Origin of the sequence: Hanamia caeni (assembly GCF_003721595.1) — a bacterium.
GTDB lineage: Bacteria > Bacteroidota > Bacteroidia > Chitinophagales > Chitinophagaceae > Ginsengibacter > Ginsengibacter caeni.
On record NZ_RJJR01000004.1, the window covers coordinates 1 to 21,049 of the forward strand.

The window sequence follows — 21,049 nt, forward strand, 5'->3', positions numbered from 1 at the left end:
ATTTTATTGTAAAAAATCATCCAGCCTTCGTTTTTCTTTTTTGGTAGGTCTTCCTTGTTTGCTTTGCCTTTTGCCTGTATTAAAAACAAATGCGCTCACCTGCGTTTTATCTGTTTCTTTGGGGGAAGGGTTGATGTAATGTTGGATGAAACAAAATGAAATCTACCATCAAACTTTATCGCCCCGAGACGCTAACAAACATAGAATCGTGCCTTTAAATGCTTTATCCTACCGCCTCCCATAATAATGGAGGAGAATAAAAAAATTTGGTTTGTAATTTACAATAGGTTTATTTTAGAGCTACAATCTATAACTGGTATTAACATCAGTCATTTTTTGCCAGAGTTTTAACATCTCAAAAAGCTTTTATAAACACTGTGAACTGCGTCTTATTTTATTAAATCACGTTTATGCAAAAAAAACTTCTTTTTCTGCTGATGGTTCTCTTTGTGGGCACCAGTTATTCACAAAGTTCACTTCCCTCCAACTTTTTTCTGAAAACACTACCGAATGGTCTGCAAGTATTAGTAATTGAAGACCATAGCGTTCCACTTGCAACCATAGAAATTGCTACTAAAAATGGTTCCTTCACTGAGTCACCTGAGTTTAACGGATTAAGCCATTTGTACGAACACATGTTTTTTAAGGCCAATAAAGATTATCCCAGTGAGGAAGCTTTTTTGGATAGAATGAAGGAATTAGGTATTGCTGCAAACGCGACTACCAACACTGAAATAGTTAATTATTTCTTCACACTTCCTAAATTTAATTTGACAAAAGGATTACAGTTTATGAATTCAGCCATTCAGTATCCAAAATTCGATACCAGCGAAATGAAAAAGGAAAATGTAGTGGTGGATGCGGAGTTTCAACGGCAAGAGTCCAATCCTTATTTTGCATTAATAGATACTATGAACCATCATTTGTGGGGCGATCTTTATAGTAGAAAAAATGTGATTGGTAATCATCAAGTGATTCTTACAGCTACTCCTGCTAAGATGGAAACAATTAAAAACAAATATTACTGGCCCAATAACTCTCTATTAACCGTAGCGGGCGATGTATCACACGAGGACGTTTTTAACCAGGTAGGAAAAATAATGGGAAGTTGGAAACCTTCCGGTTTTGATCCTTTTCAAAAGTTTCCGATTCCAGAGTTTAAGCCCCTGGAAAAAAAAGATTATTTTATTGTACAATCGGAAAATATAAAAGTTCCGTTGATTTTGTTTAACTGGATGGGCCCCGATACACGCAACGATCTAAAAGCTACTTATGCAGCTGATGTATTTTCATTTATACTAAGTCAGAATTCATCTAAATTTAATAAGGCACTTTCAGAATCCGGCCTAGCTTTACAAGTTGGACTTAACTATTTTACTCAAAAACATGTAGGCCCGATTTCTTTGACAGCAATATGTAATCCTGCGAAGGCGAAAGCATGTTTTGAAGAAATAAAGCATCAGATAAATATAATGGATAATGACGATTATTTTACTGATGAGCAATTAGCAACGGCTAAACGGCAGTTGGAAATAAATGACGTAAGGGGTAAAGAAATTACTTCTAATTATGTGCATACTGTCTCTTTTTGGTGGTGCTCTGCGTCACTCGATTATTATTTCAATTACATCAAAAACGTACAGCAAGTGACACGTGCGGATATTCAAAAATATGTACGCAAGTATATTAAAGACAAGCCTTATTGCGTCGGTTTGCTGGTGAATCCACAAATGGATCGGCAATTGCAACCTGCAACCTTCTTCAAAGCAGATTAATACAATTTTAAAAAAATAGTTATGAAAAATTTTGTTTTTTCATTTTTATCAGCTGTCCTGCTGATGATATCTCAAACAGTTAGTGCGCAGAACGCAGCTCAGAAATTCCAGGTTGATAGTATTACGGTTATCATGAAACCAACAGTAAAAGACATTATCAACGTAAGTGTTTATTACAGGGGCGGTGTTACAAATTACAGCCCTGAAAAAGCAGGCATTGAAAATCTTGCGCTTGCAGGTGCACCTGAATGCGGTACAAAATTGTTCTCCAAAGATGCTTTTAAAAATAAGGCTGATCAATTTGGTATCAATGTTTATGGATCTTCTACCTATGATTATGGTGTCATTAGTGTTAACTGCATAAAAAAGTATTTTAATGAAGGCTGGAGTTTGCTTGAGGCTGCTGTAAAAAATCCGCTGTATGACGAAAAAGATTTCGATCTTTTGAAACAGAAAGTAATTTCAGGAATAAAAAATGCTGATGCGGATCCTGATAGTAAAATACTTAAAATGGCGGTAGCCACTACTTTTAAAAATACACCGTATGTTATTGATGCTACTGGTGAAGTAAATACGGTGACCAATCTTTCTGCAAAAGAAATAAAAGACTATTATTATAATACGCTGTTGAATAAAAACCGCATGTTCATCGTGGTAGTGGGTAAAATAAGTAAAGAAGAAATTACCAAGAAAATCAAGAACGCATTTGGGGGTATTCCCTCTAAAACTTATACTGCTTCTACTTATCACACTCCTGAAATAATCTCGAACAGTTTAAATTCTGAGCCACGCAAATTGGCAACAAACTATATTATCGGAGTAGTAAATGCGCCCTTATTTACATCAGGTGATTTTGCAGTAAACCGCCTTGCAGTCAGCGCTTTTAGTGAAAATCTTTTTACTGAAATAAGAACGAAAAGAAATTTATCCTATGCTCCTCATGCAATGTCTGTACTTCAGCAAATGCCCTACGATTATATGTATGTAAGCACCACAGATCCGAAAGCTTCAGTGGAGGTAATGGTGAATGAACTCAACCGGATAATAAGAAAAGGATTTTCTCAAAAAGAACTTACTGACACCAAAAATCTTTTTATTACAACAAACTATATGAAAGAAGAAAGTACTGATAAAATGGCTGCTGCTTTGGGAAAAAGTGAAATATTAGGCAACTGGAAAATGGATGAAGAATTTGTAGATAAGATTCAAAAAACAACGCCCGCCGATATGACCAACGTGTTCAAAAAGTACATTAAAGGGATCAACTGGAATTATCTGGGTGATGAAAAAGCAGCTGATGAGGCAAAGGATGCCTTTAATATGAAAGTAAATTAAGATCAAACTTTCAGACTGTTCTTTATTATCGACTTTTATTGTAAAAAATCATCCAGCCTTCGTTTTTCTTTTTTGGTAGGTCTTCCTTGTTTGCTTTGCCTTTTGCCTGTATTAAAAACAAATGCGCTCACCTGCGTTTTATCTGTTTCTTCTTTGGGGGAAAGATCAACGTAATGTTTAATGGCTTCCTCATAACCGACACGGTTATGTATTAAGGAGGTAACTTCAATTTTCCATTTTTTAGAACTGGTTTTTATTTCATATTGATCGCCTACGCCTACTGTTTTAGCCGGTTTTACAGTAACGCCATTGCTTCTTACTTTTCCAGTTGCACAAGCCTCAGCAGCCAGGCTACGGGTTTTAAAAATTCGTATAGACCAAAGAAATTTATCAATTCTTATTTTTTCTTTTTCAGCCATACACAAATGTATCTTTTTATGTTAAACACCTAAACGGCTAATTCTGTTTTCTTATTTTTACCCAAAAATGAATCTATGAACCGAAACCCACTTAGAATTTTATTTGTCATTGTTTTTATAATCGGCAACCTTACAGCCTTCTCTCAATTCAGACCAAAACAGGTATACTGGACTGAAGATGGAAACAGCACTTTGATTGTAAGAGATGGCAGCATTATAAAAACAGATATCAAAAGTGGCGAACTAACCACGCTCGTGGATCGTAAACAACTTATTCCTGCAGGTGAAACACACCCTTTGCAATTCAATATTTACAGTTTTTCTTCAGACTATAAGCAGTTGCTCATATTTACCAACACAGCCAAAGTTTGGAGATATCATACGCGCGGAGATTACTGGATTTTGGATGTGGCTGCCAACAAGCTTTTCCAGTTGGGAAAATCGCTTCCTTCGCAATCACTGATGTTTGCAAAAATATCTCCCGATGGCAAAAATGCAGCTTATGTAAGCGGGCACAATTTATACGTTGAAAATCTCGCCACTCATAAAATAAAGGCACTAACGGTAGACGGTACACGAAAATTCATCAACGGAACTTTTGACTGGGTATATGAAGAAGAATTCGGTTGCCGTGATGGATTTCGCTGGAGCCCTGATAGCAAAAAAATTGCTTTCTGGCAGGTGGATGGAAGAAAAACGCGCGATTATTATATGTTGAACACTACCGATTCGGTTTATTCCATCGTAATACCTGTTGAATACCCTAAAGTAGGCCAGCCGCCCAGCCCCGTGCGTATTGGTGTGGCAAATATCGCTGATGACAATATCAAATGGATGAAAGTTCCGGGCGATCCCCAGGAGCATTATATTCCCCGCATGGAATGGGCCGACAACTCATCACAGGTAGTTTTACAGCAATTGAACAGGAAGCAAAACGAAAGCAAATTATTTTTTTGTGACGTAAACACCGGCGCAGCCAATAATTTTTATACAGAAGATGACACTGCTTTTATCGACATAAAATCCAGGTGGAATGATGATGATCCTACTGGGTGGGATTGGCTAAATAACGGCAAGGATTTTTTGTGGGTAACAGAAAAAGATGGCTGGCGTCACATTTATATTGTAAACCGGCAGGGCAAAGAAACGCTTGTTACCAAAGGAGATTACGATATTGATAACATAAAATGTATCGATGAAAAAAATGGGTTTGTTTATTTCATGGCTTCTCCTGATAATGCCACCCAGTTATATTTATACCGCACAAAGCTGGACGGCTCAGGCAAATTGCAACTACTATCGCCATCGAGTGAGACAGGCACGCATGATTATAATATTTCTCCCTCTGCAAAATTTGCTGTTCATTGGTTTTCCAATTATCAAACATATCCTTCATCGGAATGGATTTCTTTACCGGATGGAAAACCCCTGGATCCGCAGAGAAGTATTGCTAATAATTTAAAAGTAGATGAGCAGAGTAATGTAAAATATTTTAAAGTAATCATTGAAGATAGTATCACTTTAGACGGCTGGATGGCATATCCTGAGAATTTTGATTCCACTAAAAAATATCCTGTAGTTTTTTATGTATATGGCGAACCCGCCTCATCGACTGTAGGCGATAGATTTGGCGCTCAGAATAACTTTTTATACCAGGGCGATATGAGCAAAGACGGCTATTTCCAGATATCAGTAGACAACCGGGGAACGCCGTCGCTCAGGGGCGCTGCGTGGCGCAAGGCTATTTATGGACAGATCGGACGGTTAAATATTCACGACCAGGCCATGGCCGCAAAAAAAATATTGGAAAAACCCTGGTTTGACAAAGAACGCGTGGCAGTTTGGGGCTGGAGTGGCGGTGGTTCTTCTACTTTAAATTTGATGTTTCAATATCCTGAAATTTATAAAACCGGGATAGCAATAGCGGCAGTAACCAATCTCTTATATTATGATAACATTTATGAAGAAAGATACATGGGCCTGATACCCGAAAATAAGGAAAATTATATTTTAGGGTCTGCTATTCATTATGCAAAAAATTTACAGGGAAATTTGCTCTTTATCCATGGCACAGGCGATGATAATGTTCAGTATGATAATGCCGAAGCCTTGCTGAATGAACTAATAAAATACAATAAGCAATTTCAATTTATGCCTTATCCTAACCGCACGCACTCCATATCAGAGGGCGAAGGCACAAGAATTCATTTGTCCACTTTATATACCGACTATTTAAAAAAATATTGCCCTCCGGGTGCTAAATGAGTTATATTTTTTTTCAAAAAAGATTAGTTTGAAAATAAAAATTTGCTTATTTATCGGTTTACTGTAAAAAGGATTACACGAATTCTAAAACTAAAATAGTAATCTGACTTGCGAAAAAGTCTAAAGGCAAAATGAAAAGTATCGGGGAGCGGACTTGAACCGCCGACCTTCGGGTTATGAATCCGATGCTCTAACCAGCTGAGCTACCCCGACATTTTATTTTAAAGAACATTTTTATCGGGGAAGCGGACTTGAACTGCCGTCCGACGTTGGCGGATATGACTCCGATGCTCTAACCAGCTGAGCTACCCCGACTTTTTGGGCGGCGAAGATAATACATTGCATAAAAAATTCAATGCAAAATCTGTCATTTTCATTTGTGTTTAGCTGATTCTTAGAGCTATTTGCCAGTAAAGCAATAAATAGACGCTAAAATTATTTTAAATCAAATGCCGGAACAATCTGCTGCATTTTAAAAAATAAACCGTTATAATTTTTCATTCGTGAATATCTTTTTTAGCTAACTTCGGTTTCTAAATTAATTTGTTACTTATTGTCTTGCTTGATTTGATTACAGATAAAAAATACAATGAGATTGAAATCCTGCTTCTTGTTTCAGAGGGAGATGAAATGGCTTTCAAAGAACTGTTTGCACATTATCAAAACAAACTTTACAGCATTGCTTTACGGCTAACGCGTTCTTCTACTTTGTCAGAAGAAATCGTTGAAGATGTTTTCTTAAAAATCTGGATGAAAAGGAAAGATTTATCGCGAATACAAAATTTTAGCGCTTACCTTTCTGTGATTACCAGGAACCGGGTTTACAAAACGCTGAAGCAGATAGCCAAAAGCTACGAAACCATGCTTCTTACTGAAGATAGTAAGATGGCGTCGAATGACAATATAGAGGATTATCTTATCAATAAAGAATATTCATCTGTATTGCACGAAGCCGTCACGCGGCTTCCCCGAAAACAAAAAGAGGTGTATAGTTTAATAAAAGAGCATGGATTAAAGAGGGATGAAGCGGCGTATGTTTTAAATTTAAAACCGGAGACCATTAAGTCTCATCTTGCGGAAGCGATGAAAAATATCAGGTCGTATTGCACGCTTAATCTGGATATGATGCTTTTAATTCCTGTTTATCTTTTTTATTTCACTGCCTGACATTATGAGTAAAATCCCTAATTATAAATTCTGCATTTCTTTAGAATGGCTTTTTATAACCGGGAAATATTTTTTATTACACGGTTAGAATAATGTGTGTTAGGAATATACCCTGCTAAAATTTGAAATCAATTTATACATAAAGAAATATCATCCATACTATAAATTTTAATTCATGAAGAAAGCTACCAAAGGGTTATTTTCAAAAATGCAAAATCCGGGGCCGGTGATGGAACCGGCTGAGCAATTGTCGCATGAAATAGTAAAAGATGATCGTCGCAGTTTTTTGAAAAAAGCCGCGATCGGTGGCCTCTCTTTGGGAGCGTTTTCTTTTGCCCCGATTGAAAAAACGCTGGATTATACCACTCAGAAAATAAACCGGTATTCTGCGCCATCTGATCTGAAGATCATCGACATGCGTATTGCAGACTTTGAAATTTGCCCTATTCTTAAAATATATACCAACCAGGGCGTGTATGGCCTGGGCGATGTAAGAGACGGAGCAGACAAGCGATACGCATTGGAATTAAAAAGCAGGATACTGGGGATGAATCCCTGTAATGTTGAAATGATCTTTAAAAAAATTAAGCAGTTTGGCGGGCCGAGCCGGCAGGCCGGAGGCGTTTGTGCAGTCGAAATGGCTTTGTGGGACATTATCGGGAAGGTGTATAATATCCCGGTTTATCAGTGTTTGGGCGGAAAATACCGCGACCAGGTGAGAATATATTGCGATACTACCGCTACTGAAAAAACGCCTGACGGCTACGCAAAAAAGATGAAAGAACGCCTGAACATGGGCTTCACGTGGCTGAAGATGGATATGGGTATAGAATTGCTTAAGGATGTCCCTAATGCTTTGGTGAATGCCGATTTTTGGGAAAAGCAGAAAGGTGGTATGAACCAGTGGGGAGATAATGGTTCTACGAGTTTCGCGCAAACAAAACATCCGTTTACTGCTGTTCAAATAACGCCCAAAGGAATTGCTTATCTAACACAATTTGCAGCGGATGTGCGCTCTGCGGTAGGCTTTGATGTGCCGTTGTGTACCGATCATTGGGGGCACATAGGCGTAAATGAAGCAATTAAGTTAACCAAGGCCATGGAGCCGTTTGACCTTGCATGGATGGAAGATTTAATTCCCTGGTTTTATACACAACAATGGAAACAGATTACTGATTCTACAACCACGCCTACGCTTACCGGCGAAGATTGCTACCTGCTCAGCGATTTTAAACCCCTCATTGATAATCACGCAGTAGATATTATTCATCCTGATATTAACTCTTCAGGCGGAATTTTAGAAACCAAAAAAATTGGCGATTATGCCGAAGATAATGGCATCGCTATGGCGCTTCATCATTATGCCACGCCAATCTCTTACATGGCAAGCGTACACGTAGCCGCAGCTACTCAAAATTTTCTTGCGTTGGAAGATAATGGCATCTACTATCCTTACTGGGACGACCTGGTGAAAGGCGTAAGCAAACCTATTATTAATAAAGGATATGTGCAGGTTCCTGAAAAACCGGGCCTGGGCGTAGAATTAAACGATGAGGTCGTAAAACAGCATTTGATAAAAGGAGGCGGCTTTTTTGAACCAACGCCTGAATGGGATACACTTCGCTCATGGGACAGGACATACAGCTAATGAGCATCTTTTTTTTCGATTTACCATTCAAAATTTCCGGAAAAGGAAGAAGAGAAATCATAAGCAACCAATTTGTTTAAATCAAATATTTATGAAAAAAATTTTTATTGCAATCCCTTTTTTGTTTTTATTTTTTAATTCTTCAAAGGCGCAGCAAGTAGGCGCCTCCGCCGAATACATTAAAGCGTTGACTTCACAATGGAAAGGCCCGCGTTTCGAGGATGGCCGCCCCAAAGTTTCGGATGCTATTTTGCACCGGTTAAAAAAAGTGGCGATGGAAGAAGCCTGGGGTTATTTAAGAGGTCATGGATTTGAAAACCAGTTTGAGGCAGATTGGAAAATTCTTCACGTCGATAGCCCGATGACGGGGCGCGTGGTTACCGCTCAATACATGCCTGAACGCCCGGATTTTAAAAAAGTAATCAGGACAGCCGGATTGTCTGAAGGCCGCGATAGCTCGGGCGGCACCAATTCGTGGCCTATTGATATTTTAAAACCCGGCGACGTGTATGTGGCGGATGGCTATGACAGAATTATAGATGGCACGCTAATAGGTTCCAATTTAGGAAATGCTATCTACGCCAACTCACACAATGGCGTCATTTTTTATGGCTCAGTAAGGGATGAAGGAGGTTTAAATGAAATTGAAGGTTTTAATGCGTGGACACGTGGTCAGGATCCTTCCTACCTTCAACAGGAAATGCTGAGCTCTATTAATTTCCCCATTCGCATCGGCAGGGCCATTGTACTGCCCGGCGATGTGGTACTGGCCAACAAATACGGAACTATTTTTATTCCAGCCTATTTGGTAAATGATTTGGTACTCTCCGGCGAGGTGATTCACCTGCACGACGAATTCGGATTTCAACGGTTGCGTGAAAAAAAATATACTCCCGGCGAAATTGACAGTAAATGGACAAAATCAATAGAAGACGATTTTTCTGACTGGCTTAAAAATTATCCTGACACCAAATTACCGATGACCAGGAAAGAACTGAACGATTATTTGGAGGCGCAAAAGAAGGATAAATAATAAGCATCAGGAATATTTTTTAACAAATATTTTTTTAGACTCCCCCAAACCTGTATAACGAAGCCTCTTATACTAATAGCGTAATGCTTCTGGCTGCATTTAATCAGTAACTATCAATCAATTTATGCCTGTGTCGAGATTAGAGTATTTATTCGAATGCTATGTCAATCATAAATGTTCTGAAGAGGAAGAGAAAGAATTGATGGCCTTAATAAACGATAGCCGCAATGAAGGTGAAGTCAAAAAATTGGTAGAAAAAGCTATCCGTAATAGCCATGCTGAAGCCAAAATGGATGAGAATGTTTCACTTTCAATTGTGCAAAAGATTTTAGAAAGTGACAAAGCAAAAGTAATTCTGTCGGAGAAAAACAAGTTTGTTTTAAAGCCCTGGATACGTTTTGCCGCGGCGGTAGTTCTAATTTTAATTATTTCCGGAATTTTTTATGGAGCGGAAAATAGAACTAATAATCAAAAAACAACAGCATTGCTCTTGCCATCTAAAAAGGCTGAGGCAATAGTTCCCGGTGGTAATCATGCACGTTTGATAATGGCTGATGGTACAGCTATCGTTCTTGACAGTATACAAAATGGAAAGATTCAGCAGGGAAGCGCCATCATCAGCAAACAGAATGGCATGTTGGTTTATGATGGAAAAATGCATGCAAATGGCGCTATGCCGGTAACATATAATACGCTTACTACTCCGCGTGGAGGACAATACCAGGTGGTTTTGCCCGATGGAAGCAAGGTTTGGCTTAATGCTTCATCATCTCTGCGTTTCCCGACCGCTTTTATAGGAAAAGAGCGGAACGTAGAGCTGACTGGCGAAGCTTATTTTGAAGTAGCCAAAAATAAAGAAAAGCCATTCCATGTAAATGTAAACGGTATGCAGGTGGAAGTTTTGGGAACTCATTTTAATATAAACGCGTATGCTGATGAGAATTCGATAAAGACCAGTTTGCTGGAAGGCAGTGTTAAAATAAAAAGAGGCAGTGTCTCCGGATTGTTGAAACCGGGCCAGCAGGGTATATTAGATGACAATAATAATGATTTGAAAATTAATAGGGCGGATATGGATGAAGTAGTAGCCTGGAAGAATGGATTATTCCAATTTGATGGAGCAAATATTAAAACTATTATGCTTGAGATTAGCAGGTGGTATAATATGGAGATTGTTTATGAAGGCAATGTGCCAGAAAGAAGTTTTGTAGGCAAAATAAGCAGGGATGCTCAACTGTCGGATGTATTGAAAATCCTGGAACTAAGTAGTGTGAAATTTAAGGTAGAGGGAAGGAAAATAATTGTTCAGTAAATAAAATAAGAATTCAACCTTTTTGCTGCTTTACTGTACTTGTCTAAATGTAAGAAACTGCAACTTATTGTTACATGGCCTGGTAACAAATTAATAAATAAAAAGTCAGCAATCTTCTACTTATAAGGTGAATTGGTATTTAAAAAAACTACCTCCACAAATTAAAGCACAAGCCGGTAATCCTAAATTGGTTTCTTATGTGAGAAGCTTACTTAAGTAAGAACTGATCAAATAGTTATTAGAAAGTGTGTGAGAATATAGCTTAATTTTTCCAAAATCAATTATAAATAAATTAGCATAATGAATCACATTAAAAGGTGCATCCGCATACTTTTGCTTGTCATTTTTTTTGGATGTCATGACGATAATAATAATGGATTCGCTAGCTGGAGTGTTTATAAAGGCGATGCAACAAGCGCTAGCTATTCTAGTTTGACACAAATTAATAAAGAGAATGTTCAACTACTAAAGTTGGCGTGGACATTTTATCCAAACGATACTATTGAAGGTGCTCGTTCCGAAAGAAGTGAATGTAATCCTATTGTCGTGGATAGCATTATGTATATCACCTCTGCACGACACCGGGTTTACGCGATTAATGCCGGCACAGGAAAAAGAATATGGGCTTTTGATCCTTTTAACGGAGGATCAGGAGGTGGCGTAAACAGAGGAGTTGCGTTCTGGGAAGATGGAAATGATAAAAGGATTTTATTTACGGCAGGAAATCATCTTTTTGCGTTGAATGCTATGAATGGAACCCCCATTACTAAATTTGGTGAAAACGGGAAAGTTAATTTGAACGAAGGTATGCGTGGCGATCCGAAAGTAATCTCTATTGTACCCACATCGCCTGGAATTGTTTTTGAAGATTTGTTGATCTTAGGTACTGAAGTCTCCGAATTATATGGGGCTGAACCAGGGTATGAGAGAGCATATAATATCAGAACCGGCAAGTTAGAATGGACATTTCATACCATCCCTTTACCTGGTGAAGTCGGTTATGAAACATGGCCTAAAGATGCTTGGAAATATGTAGGAGGGGCTAATGACTGGGGAGGGATGAGCCTGGATAAAAACCGTGGTATTGTATATCTTGCTACCGGTTCACCCACCTATGACTCTTATGGTGCAGATCGTAAAGGAAAGAATTTATTTGGAAATTGTGTAATAGCTCTTGATGCAAAGACAGGGAAATTGAAGTGGTATTATCAAACAGTGCATCATGATTTATGGGACTACGACTTACCTGCTCCTCCCAATCTTGTAACGATTGAGAGAAATGGAAAAAAAATTGATGCTGTAGCCCAGGTATCGAAAGTTGGGTTTCTTTATCTATTAAACCGTGAGACAGGAGAGCCGATTTTTCCAATTGAAGAAAAGCCTGTACCGCCTTCAGATGTTCCCGGTGAAGAGGCGTGGCCTACTCAGCCATTTCCGTCAAAACCAAAGCCTTTTGCACGTCAGTTCATGACGAAAGAGGATTTGAGTGATTTTTCTCCTGAAGTTCATGATTCCCTGCTCAAACAATTTAATAACCTGAGATATGAAGGTTTATTTACTCCACCATCAATACAAGGAACATTGAGCCTTCCTGCAACTGTGGGCGGAGCAGAATGGGGAGGAGCGGCTTATGACCCATACACAAATATTATATATGTGAAATCAAATGAATCTCCTGAAATATCCTTACTCCAAAAAATTGATCGAAATAATAAAAATTTGCAGGGGCTGTCTGATTACGAAAAAGGCAGGAAACTTTATATGACATATTGTGCTGGTTGCCATGGAGTAGACAGGAATGGTAACGGATTACAAAATCCGTCATTAGTTAAAATATCGGAAAGAAAAAACAAAGAAAGTATTTTGAACAAAATAAGGCATGGTGGGGGGAGGATGCCTTCCTTTGCAGATATCTTAAAAAAAAGGGAAGAAGAAGCGATTATTGCCTATTTATATGAAAATAAAAATAAATCGTCATCTGCCACCGATGACAATTTACTTGAGATCCAAAGAAATGAACTTGCTGTTAAAAATGCCAAAAAAGAGGGAAATATAGAGGATAGTGCAGCAAGATATTTAAATGTAACCGCCTATCGTTCCTTTAAAGACAGGGACGGGAATCCTGGTATTAAGCCTCCGTGGGGCACGTTAAACGCAATCAATTTGAACACAGGTGAATATGAATGGAAGATACCGGTAGGAAATATAGAGAAATTACAAAAAGAAGATGGTCCTATAACCGGTTCTCAAAGTATGACAGGCCCCATCGTAACTTCAGGCGGACTTGTGTTTTTGGGTGGGATGAGAGATAAAAAATTACTGGCTTTTGATAAGAAAACTGGTAATCTTTTGTGGCAAATTATACTTCCGGGCATGGCCACTTCAAATCCAAGTACTTATATGTACAATGGAAAGCAGTTCATCGCTGTGTCAGTATCAGGGAATAAAGAAAATGAGGGCGGTTCTGTTATGAGTTTTGCTTTGCCCTAAAAAATAGTTATTAAAGTAAATATTTAATTCAAAAAATAGGTTCTATAAAAAAGAAAGAAGAATTATAAAACTTATTCCTCAACGGGGAGAATTGCCACTTTCAATTTATAAGCTCCTGAGGTCAGCATAGGGAATTTGGCTTTGTACAATAACAATTTACTTCTCATAATCAAGCAATCAAATCGTCAATGATTTTTTGATCTGTTGGCCTTTTGGTTTTTATTAACTCGCATTATTATTTAGGGAATATAACTGAAATTCAAAATCGCTATGCCAGGGATGCCGATATTATGGAATAAGTTTACCCGGTTTCAGCACCGTAAAATAATACAGCCCGAAATAGAAATATCCAAAATAAGCTCGTTTACTACAAACTGTCTGATTGCATAACAAAAAGCCAGTCAAAAAAATATTTCCCTTTTGTTAATTGCCGGTTAGAAGCGATAATTGTGATTAGGTTATTATTTTTCAATAATTTCGAAGTATGGGATGGGACATCTTCTAAATTTTTCCTTTTGCTTGATCATCCATTAGATAATGAAAAAGTATTGCTTAAAATGATTGCCGCCGGCGATGAGCGCGCATTCAGGCAATTATTCGATCTCTACAAAGAACGCTTTTATGCGGTAGCGCTAAAGATGACTGGTTGTGACGAAGTAACGAAGGATATAGTTCAGGATACTTTCATGAATATTTGGAACAAGCGTGAAAGCCTGGCAGATATTGAAAATCCATCCGCTTATTTTTTTACGGCTGTTTATAGAAGGGTATATCATCATTATCGAAAAGTTGCGCATGAAAAAAAATTGTTGGAAGAAGCATCCCCAATACATGCTTCAGTAAATACTACCGAAGAGATGGTGCTGGCTCATGAAAGCAATGAACTGATTTCCGAAGCATTTGAAAAACTTCCGCCGCAACAAAAATTGGTATTCAGACTTAGCAGACAGGAAGGACTCAGCAGGGAAGATGTTGCCCTCCGATTACATATCTCTCCTAATACAGTTAAAAACCATCTCGCCGAAGCTCTTAAATTCATCCGCGCTTTTTTACGGAGTTCTGAAGCTACTTTTCTGATAATTTTTTGGTTCACCTAAAAAATAGTTTTATTCCGACTAGTACAAATGCTCCGTTACTGCATCTGTCCTGATACACGTTTGCTACTTCATACCTGATGTCATTAACTAAAGAGAGAATTCATTATTTATTAGATACCTATATTTCAAAAAGGGCAACTCCTATGGAGGAGAATGAACTTATGGAATGGATACTTGAGGCAAAAGAAGATTCTGAATTAAAAAATTATGTGCTCGGTATTTGGAATGAAAATAAATCAGCAGAAGATCTTTCTTATGTAAAATGGGATGAAATATATTCGAGTGTGATTCAGTCAAAGATTGTTTCACTTCGACCAAAAGTGAGGCAAATGCGATGGTTAAAATTGACCGCAGCAGCGGCGATTTTTATTGGCTTAACAGCGGGCGTTTATTACTACCTGGCTCCCCACTCAAATCACCCGGTTGCTACATCCGTAGAAAAAGTGAATGACGTAGCCGCTCCTTTAGGTACCAAAGCAGTGCTAACTCTTGCTGATGGTACAAAGATAGAATTAGACAGCACTGGAAATGGGATCCTGGCAGTGCAGGGGAATGTAAAGATTACAAAACAAGGTATTGGAGGTATTAGTTATATGGGAACGCCCGCAGGAAAAGTTACTTATAATACGCTTAGTGTACCCCGGGGAAGCAGGCCATTGAATCTTACGCTTTCAGATGGTACACGGGTTTGGATCAATGTAGGGTCAAGCCTGACCTACCCCACAGTATTTACAGGTAAGGAAAGAAAAGTAAAAATGACCGGTGAAGCTTATTTTGAAGTGGCGCATAATTCCATGATGCCATTTCTTGTGCAACATAATGACGCAACGGTAAAAGTTTTAGGAACCCATTTTAATGTAAATACTTATGATGATGAATCTACTGAACAAATCACTTTGCTGGAGGGTTCTGTGAGTGTCACCCAGGGAACAATTTCAGGATTGTTAAAACCCGGCCAGCAAGCACGAATTAATAATGATGGGAATAGCGGGATTAAAATATTAAATGACGTGGACATGAACGGAGTGATGGCATGGAAGGATGGTAAATTTATGTTTGACAAAAATACAGATATCTACACTATCATGCGCCAGGTATCGCGCTGGTATAATGTGGATGTTGAATACCAGGGAAAAATCAACCAGCATTTTTGGGGAGCCATTTCAAAAAATGTGAATGTATCTCAGGTATTGAAAATATTGGAGGCTGCGGGGGGTATAAAATTTAGAGTAGAAAAAAATAAAATAATTGTAATGTCGGAATCGTCTTAAATTTTTTTAAAGTTACCTGCACAAAAAACCGGGGAGTGTTTGCACCACTACCCGGGGAAGTTCAGGCCAACCTTTATAATAAATCGCTGAAGATTACTATTTCATCAACCTAAACCAATCAAAGTTATGAATTTGAAAGTTCATTATTACTGTTGGCGCTTGCCAAAAGTATCAAAACAAACGCTGAAGACTATGAAGCTGATTGCCATCATATTATTTGCAGCATGCATGCAGGTGAGCGCAAAGGGATATTCCCAAATCTCGCTTTCAGAAAGCAATGCGCCATTGCAAAAAGTTTTTCAGAAAATACAAAAGCAAAGTGGTTATGATTTTGTCTCAAATTATGAAACATTGAAGGACGCCGGCAATGTGACTGTAAACGTGCGGAATGTGTCATTGAAAAATGCGCTTGAAGCATGTTTGAAAGGGAAGCGGCTTACTTATGTGATTATTGGTAAGACGGTAGTGGTACGACCTGAAGAAAAAACTGATAATAAATTAACTGCAATTAATGTAATGGAGATAATCCCGCCGCCTATTGAAATCCACGGTAGGGTGGTAAATCAGCAGGGCGAACCATTGCAGAATGTATCGGTGTTGATAGTGGGTACTAAAGTAGGGACAACGACGAATAGTGATGGACAATTTATTATTATGGCTCATGATAATAAGAATATTGTATTGGAATTCTCCAGTGTGGGTTACGAAACGAGGAAAGTAAAAGTTGAGCAGCAGTCTGAGGTGAACGTGGTGTTGGAGAGCACTGTGACAGGCTTGAACGAGGTAGTAGTAACTGCGTTGGGTATTAGCAGGCAGGCCCGCAGCCTGGGATATGCAACCACTACGGTAAACGCTGATGAAGTTACGGTAAATCGTTCCCCTAACATGATGGATGCGTTGGAAGGTAAAATTGCGGGTGTTAATATTTCCGGCCTGGGAACAGGCCCTGCCGGCACTTCAAAAATCCGTATTCGCGGGCAATCTTCCATTTCCGGACAAAATAACCCATTGATTGTCATTAATGGTATCCCTATTGACAATACCAATTTTGGCACCAATCCGAATTCCTCTGGTAGCGATAATTCAATCGCTGTAAGAGGAGGTGGAAATACTTCTGACGGAGGTGATGGACTAAATAGTATAAACCCGGATGATATTGAAACTATGACGGTTCTAAAGGGTGCAGCGGCTGCTGCTTTATACGGATCACGTGCGAAAGACGGGGTTATTATGATTACAACGAAGACTAGAGGCAAGGGTAAAGGGATTGGCGTAACCTATAATGTCAATTATACTAACGAAAAACCACTGGATTATACAGATTACCAATATGTTTATGGGCAGGGGGAAAATGGCGTTCGACCAACAACGCCAAACCCTACTTCAGGTCAATGGTCATTTGGTGAAAAATTTGAGCCCGGAATGACGCAGGTTTTATTTGATAATGTCGTTGTACCTTATGTGCCTCAACGTCATATAATTGAAAAATTTTTCCGACATGGGCAGAATCTAACCAATACCGTAACACTTGAAAGCGGGGGAGAGAAGGGTGGTTTGCATTTATCTTTAGGAGATCTGAGCAGCAAAGGTATAATGCCAAACAATTCGTTCAATAGGAAAACAATGAACCTGGGCTTTATCTATAACCTTAATAGTAAATTCAGTTTCTCCGGCAATGTAAATTATTCGAACGAAGTGAATAAGAATCCACCGAACATAGCCAACCAGGATAATTCCATACCAACAAGTATCTATAATATGGCTAACTCAATGCCTCTGTCGGTGCTGGATGAAAACAAATACGATGCGAATGGCAATGAATATGTTTATTCAAGATTTAAAAACCGGACTAATCCTTATTGGGTGCTTGCGGAACAGTTCCAAAACATTCGCAGAGACCGGATATTTGGTAATATCTCAGTTAAGTATGATTTATTGAGTTGGCTGTCAATCCAGGGTCGTTTTGGCCAGGATTACTGGTCTCGCGATCAGGATTATAATAATTTCCCTACAGGGCACGCCTCAAGAGCGCCGGCGCCTGCTGGTTTCGTTAATGGTGTTTACACCCAGGAAACCAGGAGATTCAGGGAAACGAATGCAGATTTCCTCGTTACGGCAAATCGGGATTTTGGCGATTTTGGTGCCAACTTATCAGTTGGGGGTAATCAAATGCGCAGACGGTCGGACTTAAACAGTGTACAAGTAACAGATTTTGTGGTAAGAGATTTATATACAGTGCAAAATGGAAGGGCGAAAGATCCTCTTTATGATTTACAGACCAGGGGCGTAAACTCGCTCTATGGTTCTGCAGAGCTTTCTTATAAACGCTTTATTTATTTAAATGGTACTGTTAGAAATGATTGGTTCTCGACGCTGTCTCCTGCAAATATGAGCATCTTGTACCCTTCGGTCTCTGCCAGTTATGTTTTTTCAGAATCATTAAGTTCACTTAGCTGGCTGTCATCCGGAAAGCTTAGGCTTGCGTATGCTGAAGTAGGAAGTGATACAGATGTTCCGCCCTACGCTGGTGTTTTATACTATTCGACCAATTCTAATTTGATTAATAATCCCGCAGGAGTGGCGCAGCCTGCAGGCGGGCCAAACACAACCACTGTCCCAAATGCAAACCTCAGGCCTATGCATATTTCCGAAGCGGAAGTTGGACTTGAGCTGAAGCTTTTTAATAACAGGGTAGGCCTTGACCTTGCTGCATATCGCAAGATAACCAGTGACCAGATTGTACAAGCCCAGGTATCCACGGCTTCAGGGTTCGTGAACTCCCGCATCAATAGCGGTCAAAGCCGTAATGTCGGCATTGAAGGATTGCTGAATATTTCACCCGTACGGTCTAAAAATTTCACCTGGGAATTTACAGCCAATGCTTCCTATAATAAGACAAAGGTTCTAAGTTTATTGACAGATGTGGCGGGCGAAAGAATCACAGTGGGCACTCATGTTTTTAATGGAGAACTAAGGCAGATTGTAGGAATGGAAATGGGCCAAATAGCAGGATTTGGATATAAAAGAGATGCTAAAGGAAACATGGTATTTGCTGCTAATGGCATCCCTGAAAAGACCAGTGATCTCGTTAATTTCGGAAGTGCTCTGCCAAAGTGGATCGGCGGTTTCCTGAATAGCTTTAATTATAAAGGTGTGAATTTATCCATCCTCATAGATTATAAACTTGGAAATAAAATATTGTCGGGAACTAATTTTAACGCGATCCGCCACGGGCTTCATAAAATGACACTCGAAGGCCGCGAAGGAGGAGTGGTGGGAAAAGGTGTAAATGATGCCGGAGGAGTGAATACCGTGGTGGCGCCGGTTCAAAGTTACTGGGAGCATTTAAGGTCTCAGGCAATTGTTGAACCCGTAATTTACAACGGCGGCTTTTGGAAGCTTCGCCAGATATCGCTGGGTTACGACTTTACCAAGATGGTTCCTGAAAAATGGCCAATCAAAGGCATCAAATTAAATTTCGTTGCGAACAATGTGTTGATCCTGAAAAAATGGATTGACAATATTGATCCGGAAACCTTCGGGTACAGTTCTGATAATTTGGTAGGAATGGAGTCAACAGGGCTACCGACAACAAGAGGATTGGGATTTAACCTTAATGTAAAATTTTAATTTGTAAGACTAATGAAAAAAATATTTAGCTATAGCATGGTATGTTTTATGATTTTCATTTCATCCTGCGATAAAAACCTGAGTGATTTGAACGTGAATAAAACGAATCCAACGTCGATTGATCCTGTTTTCCAATTGAATACAGCGATAATCAATACATCATTTCCAACCATCACTTTAACCTATGAAATGGGAATCGTCCAGCAAGTTATTTCGCCAAACGGGGGCGTATTGGCCGGTGCAAATTTTAACCAGGATAATAAGAGCTACCCATATGGAACCCTATGGGAAGGCTATTATCAAAACGTAATTCGCAATACAAGGGATGTTATTGAGCATACAAAGGAAGTGCCTGAAAGAAGCAATTTGCAAAATATGGCACGGATACTTCAGGCATACGCTTTTATGGTGTTGACAGACACGTATGGTGATATCCCGTATACGAAAGGGGGCCTTGGATATATAGATCAGGATTTTTTACCTGCATATGACGCCCAACAGGTAATATACACAGACATTATTAAAGAGCTGAAAGAAGCAACTGCAGCATTAAACAATACAGGTAAAGTAGAAACCGGCGAAATATTATATGGCGGCAACATTGATCAATGGACAAAATTTGGCTATTCTCTTTTACTAAGAGCCGGAATGAGGCTTAGTAAAGTGGACGAGGCAAAAGCAGAAGAAACCGCTAAGGCAGCTTTTGCAGGGGGAGTAATAACCTCAAATGCTGATAACGCCTTTATGCGGCATGATGAAAATTATCAATTGCCTATAGGAACTATGTTAAACGGAACTGAAGCCGCCAATATTTACCTTGCTAAACCTTTTGTTGACCAATTAAAAAATACGCAGGATCCTCGTCTCGCTTCGATTGCTGTTCGATACGTAGGTGCTACATCTGGTCTTGCTCAGACTTCCTCAATCGCATCTACCGATCCTTCAATTCAAATTGGTATGCCTATGGGTAAGGACAATGCAAGTATACAGCCTTCTGTTCAGGCTGATGGATTAGCCAGTTTCTATGATTATAGCCAGGTTGACCGCCGAAGAATAAGCAAACTAACATCTCCCGGCTTTTTTGTTACTGCTGCCCAAACTGAATTATTGCTTGCGGAAGCGCGGCAGAGGGGCTGGATTACTGCCGGAACTGCGGAGGATTATTATAATGCAGGGGTAAAAGCACACATGGAACAAATGGCAGAATTTGATGAAGCCTCCGCTATATCACAATCGGCTATTCAGTCCTATCTTGACGAAAATCCTCTTAATACATCTACGGCATTGGAACAAATTAATACGCAATATTGGATCGCATCCTTTTTAAACGGTCCTGAAGCTTGGGCGAATTTTAGAAGAAGTGGCTCCCCTGTTTTAGTCCCTAATCCCTATCCGGGAGCTATTCCTGCTGGTACTTTTATTAGGAGATTAACGTATCCTATTTCCGAAATATCAGCCAATTCAGCCAATGTAAATGAAGCAATTGCCCGCCAGGGGGAAGATAAAATGGAAACTCGGATTTGGTGGGATAAATGATAGGTTTCCTGGTAGTACTATAAACAAATTTAAGAATACAGGCGGAAGCAACCTGGAGTGCTGCCTGTACT

At 39.2% G+C, this 21,049-nt stretch carries 13 protein-coding genes and 1 tRNA gene; 12 read left to right on the forward strand and 2 right to left on the reverse strand.

All coding sequences use genetic code 11. From position 1 onward, the window contains the following. The first annotated feature begins 410 nt into the window (after window positions 1–410). On the forward strand, window positions 411–1,775 hold the full coding sequence (locus EFY79_RS06060; RefSeq protein WP_123119800.1) for a M16 family metallopeptidase: 1,365 nt from the start codon (window positions 411–413) through the stop codon (window positions 1,773–1,775). Window positions 1,776–1,796: 21 nt separating this feature from the next. After that, entirely contained in the window at window positions 1,797–3,110 is a 1,314-nt protein-coding gene (locus EFY79_RS06065) for a M16 family metallopeptidase (protein WP_123119801.1), read from the forward strand. A 35-nt stretch (window positions 3,111–3,145) separates the two neighbouring features. Here the strand turns inward: EFY79_RS06065 and EFY79_RS06070 are convergent, their stop codons facing one another. Beyond that, entirely contained in the window at window positions 3,146–3,529 is a 384-nt protein-coding gene (locus EFY79_RS06070; protein ID WP_123119802.1) for an RNA-binding S4 domain-containing protein, read from the reverse strand. Between the two features lie 75 nt (window positions 3,530–3,604). Between EFY79_RS06070 and EFY79_RS06075 the strand changes: the two genes are divergently transcribed. Further along, window positions 3,605–5,794, forward strand: coding sequence for a S9 family peptidase (locus EFY79_RS06075; RefSeq protein ID WP_123119803.1), 2,190 nt, complete (start codon window positions 3,605–3,607; stop codon window positions 5,792–5,794). A 139-nt stretch (window positions 5,795–5,933) separates the two neighbouring features. Here EFY79_RS06075 and EFY79_RS06080 read toward each other — a convergent pair. Beyond that, window positions 5,934–6,007, reverse strand: a tRNA-Met gene (locus EFY79_RS06080). 345 nt (window positions 6,008–6,352) lie between these two features. On the opposite strand from EFY79_RS06080, the gene EFY79_RS06085 reads away from it, so the two are divergent. The 9 genes from EFY79_RS06085 to EFY79_RS06125 all read left to right on the forward strand — a co-directional run bounded on the left by EFY79_RS06085 (window position 6,353) and on the right by EFY79_RS06125 (window position 20,978). Then, window positions 6,353–6,961, forward strand: a complete 609-nt coding sequence (locus EFY79_RS06085; RefSeq protein WP_123119804.1) for an RNA polymerase sigma factor — start codon at window positions 6,353–6,355, stop codon at window positions 6,959–6,961. A gap of 175 nt (window positions 6,962–7,136) precedes the next feature. Continuing rightward, the gene (locus EFY79_RS06090) at window positions 7,137–8,609 is read left to right on the forward strand and encodes a mandelate racemase/muconate lactonizing enzyme family protein (protein ID WP_233577935.1); all 1,473 of its coding nucleotides are present in this window, start codon (window positions 7,137–7,139) and stop codon (window positions 8,607–8,609) included. A 91-nt stretch (window positions 8,610–8,700) separates the two neighbouring features. Further along, window positions 8,701–9,642 (forward strand): RraA family protein, encoded by a 942-nt coding sequence (locus tag EFY79_RS06095; RefSeq protein ID WP_123119805.1) that lies wholly within the window; start codon window positions 8,701–8,703, stop codon window positions 9,640–9,642. 130 nt (window positions 9,643–9,772) lie between these two features. Next, window positions 9,773–10,954: a FecR family protein gene (locus tag EFY79_RS06100; protein WP_158605160.1), complete on the forward strand. Its 1,182-nt coding sequence runs from the start codon at window positions 9,773–9,775 to the stop codon at window positions 10,952–10,954. A gap of 300 nt (window positions 10,955–11,254) precedes the next feature. Further along, the gene (locus EFY79_RS06105) at window positions 11,255–13,444 is read left to right on the forward strand and encodes a c-type cytochrome (protein ID WP_123119807.1); all 2,190 of its coding nucleotides are present in this window, start codon (window positions 11,255–11,257) and stop codon (window positions 13,442–13,444) included. 515 nt (window positions 13,445–13,959) lie between these two features. Beyond that, window positions 13,960–14,541, forward strand: coding sequence for an RNA polymerase sigma factor (locus EFY79_RS06110; protein WP_148041864.1), 582 nt, complete (start codon window positions 13,960–13,962; stop codon window positions 14,539–14,541). 77 nt (window positions 14,542–14,618) lie between these two features. Continuing rightward, window positions 14,619–15,812 (forward strand): FecR family protein, encoded by a 1,194-nt coding sequence (locus tag EFY79_RS06115; RefSeq protein ID WP_123119809.1) that lies wholly within the window; start codon window positions 14,619–14,621, stop codon window positions 15,810–15,812. Window positions 15,813–16,004: 192 nt separating this feature from the next. Beyond that, complete coding sequence (locus tag EFY79_RS06120; protein WP_158605161.1) at window positions 16,005–19,442, forward strand: SusC/RagA family TonB-linked outer membrane protein; 3,438 nt, start codon at window positions 16,005–16,007, stop codon at window positions 19,440–19,442. 12 nt (window positions 19,443–19,454) lie between these two features. Next, window positions 19,455–20,978 (forward strand): SusD/RagB family nutrient-binding outer membrane lipoprotein, encoded by a 1,524-nt coding sequence (locus EFY79_RS06125; protein WP_123119811.1) that lies wholly within the window; start codon window positions 19,455–19,457, stop codon window positions 20,976–20,978. Window positions 20,979–21,049: the final 71 nt, after the last annotated feature.